This window comes from Mycolicibacterium aromaticivorans JS19b1 = JCM 16368, assembly GCF_000559085.1.
In the GTDB taxonomy this organism is placed as follows: domain Bacteria; phylum Actinomycetota; class Actinomycetes; order Mycobacteriales; family Mycobacteriaceae; genus Mycobacterium; species Mycobacterium aromaticivorans.
Map to the genome: position 1 here is coordinate 4,910,246 of NZ_JALN02000001.1, position 13,094 is coordinate 4,923,339.

Here is a 13,094-nt window from a genome sequence, read left to right on the forward strand (position 1 = left end):
TCAGACGCGCAGTGCGGTGAACGGTGCGAAGGGCAGATTGCGTATGACGAACCAGACCGACACCAGCGCGAGCGTGATGAACGGGGCCCATCGACGGTGTTGCCATCCGGTGAGCTGACGACCGGTGACCCGACCGTAGGTCCAGGTTCCGTAGGCGACAGCGAGAAAGCCGAGCCCCACCAACGCCAGTGCGTTGAACTGGATCGCCGCAAGCAGGTCGCCGTGCAGCAGCGAATAGATCATGCGTAGGGTGCCACAGCCCGGACAGTCAACGCCCAGAAGGGCTTTCGTCGGGCACACGGGTAGAACGCCGCCCGGGGTGGTGGGGTCGCCGATCCACACGGCGGCACAAACACCCGCCGCCAGCGCTGCGACGAGCAGCGGCGGGCCAAGGCCGGCAAGACGACCGCCGGTCGCCTTGCCGGTCGCTGTCGAGATCACGACGTGGTGGTGTCGACGTCCATGTTCATCACACCGGTGGCGAAGAGGATGCCGTAGATGACGATGATCACGAACCAGATGACGACGCTCCAGATCACCCACTTCTTGGCGGAAGCTGCCGACGCCTGAGCTTCGGCGTACTGGCCCTGCACCCAGAGTCCATTGACCTGAGCGGCTTTCACGATCGCGACGATGCCGGTAATCGGGAAGCAGAAGATAGTCGCCAGGATGGCGAGTGCCAAGTTGTTCTTCGGCTGCTGAGCGGGGGGTGGGGCATAGCCGGGTGGTTGCTGGGTCATCGACGCCTCCGTGTTTTCTGGCTTGTTAGCAGGGCAAAGCAGTGCATACGCTACCGGACGAAGTCGCTGCGTATGGGGCATCATCGCGGATGTCGCCAAGTGGTATTTCCGCTCGAGACGAAATTTTGCCGGCCGGTCATCTCGATCATCGCCGTTTCAGCTGTCGGTCGGTTCCGGAGGTCTAGGCTCGGCCCTGGGGCCGGGCATGCGGAGGAGACAACGATGACGGTTCGATTGCTGAGTGTTGTTGGCGCAGTGGTGATTTTGATGGTTGGCGGGGTCGGTTGCTCGAAGGGCGGCAGCTCCGGTGACGCGACGACGACGTCGAAGGCCGCAGCCACGACCTCGGCGGTGGTCGCGACGAGTGCGGCGGCCGCGGGGCCTGGCGCCAAGGTCACGATCGACGGTCAGGTCAAGCAGGTCGACGGTCCGGTGGTGTGCTCGACGACGGACGGTAAATTCTCAATCGCCATCGGAGAGGTGATCACCGGGGTGATCGTCGGTCTCGAGCAGGACGCATCCAAAGTCCGCGGCGTCGGACTCGGAGACGTCAATGGAATGGTGCTGAACTTCACCGACGGGGTGCCTGGTAATACGGCCACCGCCACCAAGGACGGCAACACTTACATCATCAAGGGCACCGCCAGCGGATCGGACTCGGCCGGCAACCAGGTCAGCAAGCCGTTCGAGGTCGTTGCGACCTGCCCCTAACGCGCAGCCTCACGCATCTCGCTGAGCACGCGGATAACGACTTTCGCGGCTAGCCATAGTGCCACCCGGTCATCCTCGGGCACCCACACCATCCACTCGGCGATGCGCTGCTTGCGGACCTCGGCGCGGGCATCCCAATTCTGCTTGCCGTTCTCGCTGAGCATGACTCGCGAGGCTCGGCCGTCCTCTGGATCGCTCGATCTCTCCAGGAGTCCTTGTCGCTCCAAGCGCTGGACCAATTGCGTCATGCCTGACTGGCTGGCTCCCTCGGCGGCGGCCAGTGCTGTCACCCGCATCGGACCCTCGTGGGACAGCCGATTGAGCACCAACGCCGCGCTGGCACTGAGATCGTCACGATTGATGAGATACCGCCACATGGTGTCCGTCGCCAGCGCGAGCATCTCGGAAACGGACTCGACGCCGTCGGTAGCCGCTGATTGCATAGCGCATTTATATCACTTGAGTAATGCACTGGGAATAAAATGGCGCGGCTGTGCGTTTGCGGCTGGATCGACCAAGAAGCCTAGTCAATAGGCTCACAGCAACCCTCAAGGTTGAAGAAGCGGATTCGACTTGCGTTCCATAACTGCATTCTGCATAGGATGCAAATGTGGGGCAACGTGTTAACGGTCGAGCGGTTTTGGCCAGGACCTGGCTACCTCTGGTGGTTGTCATCGCGCTCGCCGTCGGCGCCTTGTGCATGTGGAAGGTGCGCCAGTCGTCGGCGCCGGGACCGGTCCTGGCGGTCAGTCCACCGCAAGCCCCCGAGGAGTTCACGCCCAAAAGGTTGACCTACGAGTTGTCCGGTGACCTCGGCAGCAGCGGGATGCTGGACTACATCGACATCGACGGGCACCCGCACGAAGTCGATCTCACCGAACTGCCGTGGACGCACACCGAGACCACCACACTCACGGTGGTGTCCGGCAGTATTTCGGCGCACGTGCACGGATCGCACATCGAGTGCCGGATGTTGGTGAATGACATTGTGCGCGATCAGCAGTCGGCCGATCGTGATGACGCTGACGTCACCTGCAGAGTGAAGTCCGCGTGAGTGCGCATCAGGCGAAACGCCCGTTCTTTCCCCGAATGGTGCGTCTGTTCGCAATTCCGATCATCATCTTCTGGGCGCTGCTTGCGATCGCGACGAATACGTTCGTGCCGAAAGTCGAAGATGTCGCCACCGAACTCGCCGGACCCGAGATACCTACCTATGCGCCATCGCAATTGGCTCTGCTACATATCGGGGACAAGTTCCAGGAGTCCAACTCCACCAGCCTGACCATGGTCGTCCTGGAGGCCGACCATCCACTCGACGACCACGATCATGAGTACTACAACGGCTTGGTTCAGCGCCTCAAACACGACACCCGACACGTGCAATACGTGATGGATCTGTGGGGCAAGCCGATCACCGCCGCAGGTGCGCAGAGCATAGACGGCAAATCCACCTATGTGCTGCTGCGTCTCGCCGGAAATGTCGGCCAAATCGAGGCGAACCAATCTGTGCAGGCCGTGCGGGACATCGTTGAGAACGACAGTCCCCCAAAGGGTGTGAGGGTATATGTCAGCGGTTCTGCGCCCATGGCGTCGGACACCCTGTCCATCGCGAACTCGAGCCTGAACAACATCACGATCGTCACCATCGTTCTGATCCTGGTGATGTTGCTACTGGTGTACCGCTCGCTGACCAACGTGGCTGTCCCGATGTACAGCGTGCTGTTCGAGATCCTTATCGCCAAGGGCGTGGTATCCACCTTGGGCCACTGGGGCATCATCCCGATGTCATCGTTCGCGGTGAATATCGTTGTCTCGCTGACCCTCGGCGCGGGAACCGACTACGGCATCTTCCTGCTGGGGCGCTATCACGAGGCCAGGCAGCTGGGGGAAACCCGAGAGGAGGCGTACTACACCGCCTATCGTGGCGTCGCGCCGATCATCATCGGATCGGGGCTGACGATCGCGGGCTCGTGTTTCTGTCTGACGTTCGCCCGCCTGGACTACTTCCACACCATGGGCCCCGCGGTCGCCATCAGCATGCTGTTCACCATCGCCGCGGCGCTGACGCTGGCACCGGCTTTGCTCACATTGGGTACGTTGTTCGGACTCTTCGATCCCAAGCAGGCCAGGCGTGGACGGTTGTACCGGCGCATCGGCGCCAGCGTGGTGCGCTGGCCGGTCCCGATACTGGCGGCCAGCACCGCGGTGGTGGCGCTCGGCGCGATTTTCGTTCCGAGTTACCGGGTGAGCTACGACGATCGCGCCTACCAGCCGGCGAGCGGCGCAGCCAACCAAGGCTTCACGGCTTCGGACCGGCACTTCCCACCCAGCAAGCTGTTCACCGAGATGATGATGATCGAGTCCGATCACGACATGCGCAATTCGGCGGATTTCATCTCGCTGGATCGGGTGGCCAAGGAATTGATTCGACTACCCGGCGTCGCCATGGTGCAGAGCATCACCAGACCACTGGGCCGGCCACTGGACCACGCGAATATTCCATACCTGTTCACCGTGCAGGGTGGTGCCGCCGGACAGCAACTGCCGTTCAACGAACAAGCCAACAACAACACCGATCAGCAGGCGGGGATCCAGGCGGACACCGTGGCGACACTGGGCAAGACCATCGACCTCACCCAGAAGCTTGCCGATGATCTCCACACCACAGTGCTCACGCTGGAGAACCTGCAGCAGGTCACCGATGAGATCAACCAGGACATCTCGAATCTCGACGACTTCATCCGGCCTCTGAAAAACTATTTCTATTGGGAGCCACACTGTTACGACATCCCGATCTGCTACTCGTTCCGGTCGTTGTTCGATGGGCTCGACGGCATCGACGCCTTGGATGAACAGATCCACAACGCCGTCAGCGACTTTCAGGCGGTCGATGCACTCATGCCGCAGATGGTCGCCCAGCTGAAGGTGACCCGCGACGAGACGCAGGCGCTACAGACAGTCATCGTCAACAGTTACGGCCCGGCGCACCTGCAATCCACCCAGACTGATCAGACCTTCGAGGATCAGATCAACGTGGGCAACGATTTCGACAAGTCACGCAGTGACGACTATTTCTACATGCCCCGAGAAGCCTTCGACAACGAAGACGTGAAAACCGGTATGCAGCTGATGATGTCGCCGGACGGCAAGGCCGCACGGTTCGTCATCACACATGAGGGCAATGCGATGGCGCCAGAGGGCATCGACCACGTCAACGCGTTCCCGGACGCGGTGAAGGCGGCGTTGAAGGAAACGTCGCTGGCCGGGGCGAAGATCTACATCGGCGGCGCGGCGTCGAACAACAAGGACATAAAGGAGTACGCGGCTTCGGATCTGAAGATCGTCGCGATCGCCGCATTCGTCCTGATTTTCCTGATCATGCTGGTCCTTACACGCAGTCTGATCGCCGCGATGGTGATACCCGGTACCGTGGCGTTCTCGTTCGCCGGCGCGTTCGGTCTGTCAACACTGTTGTGGCAGCACCTCATTGGACTACATCTGCATTGGCTGGTGTTGCCGATCACCTTCGTCATCCTGGTGGCGGTCGGTTCCGACTACAACCTGCTGCTGATCGCCAGGGTCAAGGAGGAGATCGGCGTGGGGTACCAGACCACCGGTTTGCACACCGCGCTGATCCGGGCGCTCGGCAGTACTGGCGGTGTGGTGACATCGGCAGGTCTGGTGTTCGCGTTCACGATGCTGGCGATGCTTGCCAGCGACCTGAAAACCATCGCGCAGGTGGGCACTACGGTGTGCATCGGCTTGCTGCTCGACACATTGATCGTGCGGTCATTCATCGTGCCATCGCTGATTCGGCTGCTCGGTCCGTGGTTCTGGTGGCCGACGCTGGTTCGCGCTCGCCCGCGGCCGCGGCGAACTCCGGCCGACTTCGCGGGGGTGGCGCGGTGAACCTGAGCACGAACACCGCGGGCATGGGCCTGTGGGGCCTGCTGATGTTCGTCGCGCTCGGATTCGAGGTGGTGTTCGCGGCCCTGGCTTTCGTCTACACCCGGCGCCTGCTGCGGTTGCGGACTTTGCCGCTCGGCGACGATCTGAACGGCTATCAGAAAGCCCTGCGCAAGCTCCGCAAGGACGAACCCATGTCCCGGGACGAGTGGAATCTGGCCGAGCGGATCATCGACATCCGCCGGGCGCCGATCGCCTACGCGGTACCCGCCGCCTTCATGACGTTGGGCATCTTCTACATTCTCGGCAGCTTGGAATACCTGCACGGCCACACGCCGTCGGAACGGACGTTCCTGGGGGTGATCCCCATGTTCACCTCGACCAACCTGATTATCCAGATGCGCAAAAGCGCGCGGCTCAAGAAGAAACTGGGCAAGGTCGCCGTCGTCGAGCCGGACGAACCGTCACCAGCCGCGCTCACGCCATTCGGCTAGGTGCGGACGTTCGGCGCCCAGCGTGGTGTCGTCGCCGTGCCCGGGATAGACCACGGTGTCGTCGCCGTATCGGTCGAACACCTTGCTGTTCACGTCGCCGAGTAGTTGCTCGAACCCGCCGGGCTCCCACGTCTTGCCGACTCCGCCCGGGAATACCGTAGGCTCTAAGGGGTGAATACCTCGACCGAGCGTGTCGCCCTCTATGCGCGGATCAGCCAGGACACCAGCGGCGAGGCCGTAGGCGTGTCTGACCAGCTCGAACACGCCCGAGCCTTCGCGGCGGCTCGCGGGTACACCGTTGTGGCAGAGCACTCCGACAACGACATTTCGGCTTTCAAGGGCGCCGAGCGCCCGGGGTACCAGAAGGTACTGCAGCTCGCGCGTGAACACCGGATTGACCGCGTGGTCGTCTACCACATGTCGAGGATGACCCGTAATCGCCGCGAGCGTGCCGAGTTCATCGACGGCTTTCATGCGGCCAAGGTGAGCGTGTCCGAGGCGCAGGGCGCCGACTACGACCTGACGACGGCATCGGGGCGATCGTGGGCCGACATTCAGGGCGCGCTATCAACGTGGGAATCGGAAATCAAATCCGAGCGTGTCACCGCGGCGGCCGTGCGGCGCGCCCGCTCGGGACGACCCTCTGGCGACCTCGGATACGGATGGGAGAAGCACGGCACCGGAGCGGCGGCCAGCTGGACTGAACACCCGCACGAGGCCGCAGTCGTGCGCGAGATTGTCGACCGGCTGCTCGGTGGCGACACGCTCCGCGGCATCACCGACGACCTCAACCGCCGAGGCGAGCCCGCGCCGAAGACGGCTCGCTGGGGCAAGACATCGGTCAAGAAACTCGCGCTCCGCGAGTCGAACATCGCGCAGCGCATTCACCACCGTGGGCAGCCCGACGAGGAGCGGTTCGACGGCTGCTGGCCGGCCATCGTCGACAGGGCCAAGCACGAGAAGGTTGTCGCGCTGCTCACCGGGTCGGGGCGGCAAACTAACGGCGTCAAGCGCCCGGGCGCACGCAAACATCTGCTGTCGTGGGGGATAGGCGAGTGCGGAGTGTGCGGCGGCATGCTGCGAGCGGTCACTAAGCGTGGCCGTCACGGGCGGCCGCTCGACCTGTACGTGTGCGACGACAAGGGTTGTGTCGGCCGTTCCGAGCCCGCGGTGGACCAGCTCGTGGAGAAGATCGTCATCGGCCGCCTGGCGATGCCCGACGCCCTCGACTGGCTGCTCGGCGACGACGAGGAGGCTCGGCTCTGGTCTGATCGCGTGGACGAACTCAGTCGACGGCTAGTCGAGTCCGCTGACGCCTTCGCTGAAGGCGCTATCACGTCCGAGCAGCTGCGGCACATCACCGCGCGATTGCGGCCCGAGCTGGACGAGGCCGAGCGGCGGCGCGCGGAATCCGTTGTTGCGCTCGATCTTGAGGCGATAAGACCGCTGGCGGGGCCGACCGCGCGGGAGTACTGGGCAGAGATGACGGCGGCGCAGCGCCGTGCGGTGTTGGCGGCGATCGGGTTGCGGGTGATTGTCGATCGTACGCGCCCCGGGCCGGGATTCGATCCCACCAGCGTCAGGTTTGAGTGGCGTCGCTGAATCTATGTACCCGATTGGCGACATGCTGCGACGTAACTTGCCGTAACACGCCGTAAATTCGGGTTCAGTCGCCCAACCGGCGGCGGCATCCGTAACGAAAATTGCTTTACCACAACAGAATAAGGCACACCCGATGTCAGAAGCTGCATGTATTGAACCTGGCTGCGAACTCGCGGCCCGGGCACGCCAGCGCTGCGCTGCTCACTATCAGCGCTGGCGCCGCGCCAATTTGAACACGGTGGCGTCGCGCAACGAGGACCCATTAGAGGGGTTCGCTACCCGCTTCGTCGCACTCCTCGACGAAGCGCCAAGCGGCATGTTCAGCCCAGCCGAGCGCGACCTGCTGGCCGCAGCGGCATTCCTGTCGCTGTCGATGGCTCGCGGCGCCATACCCATCACGCCCGAAATCCGCAGCCAGGTACTGCAGGCCGCCGTCGATCGGGTCAAGGCTGAGCAGCGGTCGCTGGAATTGCCGGCCGACTCATGACCACCGACGAGTACGTGCAGCACGTGCTTGCGCAGGCGCCCCCGCTCACGCAAGAACAGCGCTCCCGGTTGGTGGAACTGCTTCGGCCCGTGCGCATCCGAGCGGACAGGCAGCAGGTCGCGGCGTGAGCGGCGCTTCGCCGGCCGTCGCGCGTTGCCACCGCTGCCGACGCCCCATCTGGGCTGTGCGCAGCCTGCGCCGGCACTGCGGGCCAGTGTGTTGGAGGCGCCTGCGCCGACAGGAACGGGCCGCGTGAGTGCGAAAAGGCGAAAGCCGCCCAGGTTTACCAGGCCTGGACGGCTTCGCAACAGGATTCCGAACCCCCGCCCCGCAGCGAGAAAGTCCAAAGGAACCGAACATTGACCATTCTACCGGCGGAAATCGCCGATGCCACCGGGGATGTCGCCAACCAGGAGCGCACGTATCGCCTTCGGACAGCGGCCGAGGCCATCACCAATTCGGAGGCCATTGCCGACTACCAGCGACGCGAGCGGGAGGCTGACGACGCAATGAACGCCGGGACATCCAACGACGAAGTGGCCGCGATGTTCGAGGCCATGGTCACCGCTGAAGACCTCGACACGGCGATGGCACATGCAGCGATTGAGGCACGAGTCGGGGCGCGCCCCCGGTATGGGGATGTTGCTGCCCTGCTCGCTGGCGCCATGCCCGAGCCACCGCGGCCAACGGTCCTGATGCGCGACGACGGCCGCTATATCTTCTACCCCGGCGCGCTGAACCTGCTCTACGGCGATCCCGCTTCCGCGAAAACGTGGGTTGCCTTAGCGGCCGTCGCCGAGACGCTGATTGACGGCGGCACGGCACTTTTCGTCGACATGGACAACAACGGTATGCCCGCGACTGTCGGGCGCCTACTGATACTCGGCGTCCCGAAGGCGATCTTGGCATCCAGGGCGTTCTTCCGCTACTCCGATGCCGCCGACGACCGCGAGTTTTGCGCCGTTGTCGCGGACTGCACTACCGTTGCCGTTGATCGGGACGGCAATCCTCGGGGGCATGTATTCGTGCCCGATGTCGCCGTAGTCGACTGCTCTGGCGAGGTTATGGCCTCGCTGGGTGCTGACTCCAATTCCGCTGAAGACTTCACGCGCATGGTTCAGGGTTACCTACGACCGCTCATGCGTCAGGGGACGTGCGTCATCCTCATCGACCACTCTGGCAAGGGTGCTGCCAGTCGAAAGGCCGGCGCTGCCGGCACATTCGCAAAACGCCGAATCGTTGACGGGTTGTATGTCGAGGCCCGCGTCAAGCGGCAGTTCGTGAAAGGCCGCGGTGGCATCACCGAGCTGGTCGGGCTGAAAGATCGCCACTCAGGTGTTCTCCCGCACTCTGCGGCTATGCCCGATGGGCGGTTCAACATCGGACAGTTTGAACTGGTGGAGACGGACGACGGCACCGCCTGGTACCTCGCGCCACCGTCGTCGGCCGTCGCAGCCGACGAATCGGGCATAGCCGAGCGGCGCGCCAACGACTACCTACCTGCCGCCCTGACGATCGGCGCCGGAAGCGCAGAGTTCACCGTCAGGGATCTCGCCAAGGCCCGCTTCGGGGGCGGCGCCGTCGACAGGTCGGCCAAGATGCAGGCCCGGCGCGGCATCGACGATCTCCTCAACCACGGCGTCGTCGCCCTCGCGCACGCCGGATCTGGGACCGCCACCGATCCGGCCCGCTACCGGTTGACCGAGGCGCACCTTGGGCCACCGCCAGCAAACACCGTTAGCGGCGCGGAGGGCGATTCCGGCGATGAATAGGCGAAAATGTAAAAGCCCAGTTCAGCGCAGTCGGCACCAGGACGGCACGGTAGCTTGTGCCGTGCGTGCCGTGCCGCTGAGCTGCAATTATCGCTATATGAGTGTTTGCTGGGCCGTGGCTGATGCCCCCACCGCGGCAAAAGCCCAGGTCAGGACGGCACGCACCCTCCGTGCCCTCAATTCTATTTTCCCAGGTCAGGTACAGCACGCACCGCACACACCCCCGAAGGGGGTGTGGGGGCGGCGCTGTGTTCGTGCCGGACTTGTTCCCTCGATGTAGTTCTACTGCGGCGGCCAGCGCCACCGCAAAACCAAGCGATGGCCACCAAGCGATGGCCCACCGAAAGCGACAACCCCCACAACCGAACAGGAGCGACCCCACACATGAACGACGACTCTTACCCGGCCGGCTGGCGCGCAGAGCGCCCGGCCGCAAGCGATCCGCGCCTCGGCGCCATCCTCGACGACTACCAACCCAGCGCGGCGCTGAGAGCCCGCGCCGCCGACCTGTGGCGGTCGTACGCAGCACGGGAGCCCGAAGCGGCGCACACGCTGCTCGACCTCGCTGCCGATATCACCGAGGAGATCGAGGACGACCACCGCGCCGTCGTCCGCGTACTGCTCGCCATGCTGGAGCACGCCACCACGACCGCGGTCGGCGCCCAGGGTGAGCCGCTGACCGTGCGGCGGCTCGCGTCTGACACCGCGGCGGCTCGTCAGGATGCGCTCAGCGCAGCGGTGGCCCAGTGAGCGACCTGGCGGGCATCGAGCAGCTCCCGCAGCCCGACCCGCGAGGCTGGCTCGCCCTGCGTGACCTGCCGGCGGAACTGCAGAACACCGAGGACAGCACGCATGCAGCTGACAGCGAGCGGTATCGCTGTGGCGTCCACGGCTTCGCCGCTGCACTGTGGGGAACCGACGACTCTGCCGCGCTGACCCGCCTGCGCCGGTTCGGCGATCGGCTCCTCAAAGTGTCGGGGTCGAGCTGGCGCGCCTTCGCCCGCCCGGCCACCCCGGCCGAGCGGGTACTACTCGCTCACCTCGGACACGCGGCCCCTTCAGGTGCCGACCCCGTAACTATCGCCGATGACGGCCTGCCGGCCGAACTCATCACCATCGTCGACTGGCCAACATCAGGCGTTCGCAACCGCCGCTGGCCTCAACTCGAAACCACAACAGGAGACAAACAATGACCATGCCCGAATCTGGATTCCAGCCCGACAGCGGCGGCTTTGAGGCTGACGACACCCCGGTCACGCCGCCCGCGCCGCCGAGCCCGGCCGGCATGCCGAGGCAGATCACGCAGGAACAGCAAGCGGCGGCCGACGACGACCTCGACCTCGACGACGAGCCCGACGACGACAACAGCCTCGACCCCGACAGGCGGCTGCGGCGCGCCCGCAACGAGGCGCGGAACCTCCGAGGACGCCTGCGCGACACAGAGACCGAGCGCGATGCGCTCACCGCCGTAGTTGATGGGTTGCGGCGTAGCGAGGTCCAGCGCCTGGCCGCCGCCGAGCTGGCCGACGCGCGCGACCTGCTCGACCGCCATGCGGTGGCCGATTTCCTCGACGAGGCCGGCCACGTCGACCCCGCCAAGGTGAGTGCGGCAGCCCGCGCGTTGATCGCCGACCGCCCACATACCGCGGCCCCGCCCGTCGTCACGGCCCCGCCCACGAACAGGCCGCTGGAGAGCCTGCGCCCAGGCGCCTCGCCGGAAATGCAACCCCAGGAAACGACGTGGGCGTCGGCGCTGAGGCCGCTCGTCGGGTAGCCGATTGGAAGGCGACACACTCGCTTGCAACTCAGGCGATCTAACGCAACGCTGATGTTGAGGCCCTCGTGTGCGCGTCCCGGTTGGCGACCGCGAGGGCATCAACCCCGCCCCTGGTGGCATCGCGTGCAGCTTTGAAAGCTGCACCGCCCCAACGCTTCACACGCACGACAGCGCCCCACGCGCTGACAACTTCATAAGGAACAACTCAATATGGCTCTTTACACCACCGGAGCGGGCGCAATCCTGACTCCCGAACAAATCGGTGAGCTGGTCGTCAAGCCGTTCACCCAGCAGTCCGTTGCGATGCGCGTCAGCACCGTCGTCCCCATCGACTCGGCCAGCCTCCGCGTGCCCGTCGTGAGCGCAGACCCGGCCGCCTCCTTCGTTGCCGAAGGCGCCGAAATCACGGCCAGCGACCCCACGGTCACCGAGGTCAACATCGTCGCCAAGAAGCTGGCCGCCCTCACGGTGATCAGCTCCGAACTGGCTGCCGATAGCTCGCCCGCCGCCCTCGGTGTTGTCGGGGACGGCATCGTTCGCGACCTGGCTCGCAAGACCGACGCCGCCTACTTCGGCAACACCACCACGAACGGCCCGGCCGGCCTGCTGTCACTGGCGGCCGGCGACAACGACATCGACGCGGGCGATACCTGGTCGAACCTCGACTGGGCCGAAGCGGCGAAAACCAACGCCGAGCAGCACAACACAGTCGTCACCGCGTTCGTCGCCAGCCCGGCCACCGTCCTCAAGATTGCACAGATCAAGCAGTACGCCAGCGCCGGCTCGAACGTGCCACTGCTGCAAGCCGACCCGACCTCACCGGCCGCACGTGTCGTGGCAGGTGTGCCGCTGCTCAGCTCGCCGGCCATCGCCGACGACATCGTGTGGGCCATCCCGGCCGCGCGGAGCGTCGTAGCGCTGCGCAGCGGCACGCAGGTTGTGCCCGACAGCTCGGTGTACTTCACCAGCGATCGTGTCGCCCTGCGCGGAATCCTGCGCGTTGGTTGGGGTTTCACTGACCCGGGCGCCGTGAGCAAGATCGCCATCACCCCATAGGCCAGCTCGGCCGTCGCACGGGCATGGTTCCGCAATCCTTCCCAGCCAGTGCGGCGGCCGGGCTCGCGCCCCTCGATGGCACTCGACACCGACTCAAGCAGGGGTGTGGTCAGGTCGACGCCGAGCCCATCGAGGGGCGCACCATAAACCAGAGAGAGTTACAATGCCCTGGCCTGAGAAGTTCTGCGGCGCAAGAGTTCCCACCGTGTGCTCGATGCGCGCCACGGGCGACGATCCCGAGGCTGGTCCGGTCTGCGACGGCTGCCGGCGCTACCTTGAGCGTCGGCGGGCCGTGCCACGTAAGCGTCGCTGAGCATGCCGAAATCGTCGCACGCACAACACCACGCGGGCGCCGCAAACGCCAGCCAGCAACGCAGCCAGGTGGCACTGGGGCATGACTCCTTGCGTCCCCTCCTGGTCACCCAAGGGGCCATAGCGTCTCGGCCACCGCGCGCATCCGATCACCAGACTTTGACTCTCAGCCAGCTAATTCGCCCATTGCCGCACGTTGCGGCGGTGGTATGTCCGCCCCGTTCGTTCCCGATTCAT

General features: G+C 64.7%; 14 protein-coding genes and 1 pseudogene. 11 read left to right on the forward strand and 4 right to left on the reverse strand.

Annotated elements, in window-relative coordinates:
• Window positions 1-441, reverse strand: coding sequence for a DUF2752 domain-containing protein (locus Y900_RS23400; protein WP_081845210.1), 441 nt, complete (start codon window positions 439-441; stop codon window positions 1-3).
• Complete coding sequence (locus tag Y900_RS23405; protein ID WP_036344762.1) at window positions 438-740, reverse strand: CD225/dispanin family protein; 303 nt, start codon at window positions 738-740, stop codon at window positions 438-440. The genes Y900_RS23400 and Y900_RS23405 overlap by 4 nt, the downstream gene beginning before the upstream one ends.
• Window positions 741-962: 222 nt before the next feature.
• On the opposite strand from Y900_RS23405, the gene Y900_RS23410 reads away from it, so the two are divergent.
• Complete coding sequence (locus Y900_RS23410; RefSeq protein WP_036344763.1) at window positions 963-1,451, forward strand: lipoprotein LpqH; 489 nt, start codon at window positions 963-965, stop codon at window positions 1,449-1,451.
• Here Y900_RS23410 and Y900_RS23415 read toward each other — a convergent pair.
• A complete protein-coding gene (locus Y900_RS23415; RefSeq protein WP_036344764.1) occupies window positions 1,448-1,894 on the reverse strand; it encodes a MarR family winged helix-turn-helix transcriptional regulator in 447 nt (148 codons plus the stop codon). The genes Y900_RS23410 and Y900_RS23415 overlap by 4 nt on opposite strands.
• A 167-nt stretch (window positions 1,895-2,061) precedes the next feature.
• Here Y900_RS23415 and Y900_RS23420 point away from each other — a divergent pair, with 167 nt between their 5' ends.
• Genes Y900_RS23420 through Y900_RS23430 form a run of 3 tightly spaced genes read left to right on the forward strand, consistent with a single transcriptional unit; the run spans window position 2,062 to window position 5,851 of the window.
• Complete coding sequence (locus tag Y900_RS23420) at window positions 2,062-2,505, forward strand: MmpS family transport accessory protein (RefSeq protein ID WP_036344765.1); 444 nt, start codon at window positions 2,062-2,064, stop codon at window positions 2,503-2,505.
• Between the two features lie 35 nt (window positions 2,506-2,540).
• Window positions 2,541-5,360 carry an MMPL/RND family transporter gene (locus Y900_RS23425; protein ID WP_051660462.1) on the forward strand — a complete coding sequence of 940 codons (2,820 nt, stop codon included), beginning with the start codon at window positions 2,541-2,543 and terminating at the stop codon, window positions 5,358-5,360.
• A complete protein-coding gene (locus Y900_RS23430; RefSeq protein ID WP_237752631.1) occupies window positions 5,357-5,851 on the forward strand; it encodes a hypothetical protein in 495 nt (164 codons plus the stop codon). The genes Y900_RS23425 and Y900_RS23430 overlap by 4 nt, the downstream gene beginning before the upstream one ends.
• Here the strand turns inward: Y900_RS23430 and Y900_RS31100 are convergent.
• Window positions 5,822-6,007: pseudogene (locus tag Y900_RS31100) on the reverse strand (MBL fold metallo-hydrolase); the annotation flags it as partial. The gene Y900_RS23430 and the pseudogene Y900_RS31100 sit on opposite strands and share 30 nt — an antisense overlap.
• 15 nt (window positions 6,008-6,022) lie before the next feature.
• Between Y900_RS31100 and Y900_RS23435 the strand changes: the two are divergent.
• The 7 genes from Y900_RS23435 (at window position 6,023) to Y900_RS23460 (ending at window position 12,545) form a co-directional block, all read left to right on the forward strand.
• Complete coding sequence (locus Y900_RS23435) at window positions 6,023-7,453, forward strand: recombinase family protein (RefSeq protein WP_036344767.1); 1,431 nt, start codon at window positions 6,023-6,025, stop codon at window positions 7,451-7,453.
• Window positions 7,454-7,691: 238 nt separating this feature from the next.
• Window positions 7,692-7,940, forward strand: coding sequence for a hypothetical protein (locus tag Y900_RS32180; protein WP_131536254.1), 249 nt, complete (start codon window positions 7,692-7,694; stop codon window positions 7,938-7,940).
• A 545-nt stretch (window positions 7,941-8,485) separates the two neighbouring features.
• Window positions 8,486-9,712, forward strand: coding sequence for an AAA family ATPase (locus Y900_RS30450; RefSeq protein WP_131536255.1), 1,227 nt, complete (start codon window positions 8,486-8,488; stop codon window positions 9,710-9,712).
• Window positions 9,713-10,096: 384 nt separating this feature from the next.
• Complete coding sequence (locus tag Y900_RS23445; RefSeq protein ID WP_036344768.1) at window positions 10,097-10,462, forward strand: hypothetical protein; 366 nt, start codon at window positions 10,097-10,099, stop codon at window positions 10,460-10,462.
• Entirely contained in the window at window positions 10,459-10,905 is a 447-nt protein-coding gene (locus Y900_RS23450) for a hypothetical protein (RefSeq protein ID WP_036344769.1), read from the forward strand. The genes Y900_RS23445 and Y900_RS23450 overlap by 4 nt, the downstream gene beginning before the upstream one ends.
• A 2-nt stretch (window positions 10,906-10,907) precedes the next feature.
• Window positions 10,908-11,486 carry a hypothetical protein gene (locus Y900_RS30455; RefSeq protein ID WP_051660223.1) on the forward strand — a complete coding sequence of 193 codons (579 nt, stop codon included), beginning with the start codon at window positions 10,908-10,910 and terminating at the stop codon, window positions 11,484-11,486.
• A 213-nt stretch (window positions 11,487-11,699) separates the two neighbouring features.
• A complete protein-coding gene (locus Y900_RS23460; RefSeq protein WP_036344770.1) occupies window positions 11,700-12,545 on the forward strand; it encodes a phage major capsid protein in 846 nt (281 codons plus the stop codon).
• Window positions 12,546-13,094: the final 549 nt, after the last annotated feature.

Excerpts from the sequence above, each read along its gene's own strand:
- Y900_RS30450 (WP_131536255.1), top strand. The coding sequence starts at position 8,486 with ATGTTCGAGGCCATGGTCACCGCTGAAGACCTCGACACGGCGATGGCA.
- Y900_RS23460 (WP_036344770.1), top strand. The coding sequence starts at position 11,700 with ATGGCTCTTTACACCACCGGAGCGGGCGCAATCCTGACTCCCGAACAA.
- Y900_RS30455 (WP_051660223.1), top strand. The coding sequence starts at position 10,908 with ATGCCCGAATCTGGATTCCAGCCCGACAGCGGCGGCTTTGAGGCTGAC.
- Y900_RS23425 (WP_051660462.1), top strand. The coding sequence starts at position 2,541 with ATGGTGCGTCTGTTCGCAATTCCGATCATCATCTTCTGGGCGCTGCTT.
- Y900_RS23445 (WP_036344768.1), top strand. The coding sequence starts at position 10,097 with ATGAACGACGACTCTTACCCGGCCGGCTGGCGCGCAGAGCGCCCGGCC.
- Y900_RS23410 (WP_036344763.1), top strand. The coding sequence starts at position 963 with ATGACGGTTCGATTGCTGAGTGTTGTTGGCGCAGTGGTGATTTTGATG.
- Y900_RS23405 (WP_036344762.1), bottom strand. The coding sequence starts at position 740 with ATGACCCAGCAACCACCCGGCTATGCCCCACCCCCCGCTCAGCAGCCG.
- Y900_RS23415 (WP_036344764.1), bottom strand. The coding sequence starts at position 1,894 with ATGCAATCAGCGGCTACCGACGGCGTCGAGTCCGTTTCCGAGATGCTC.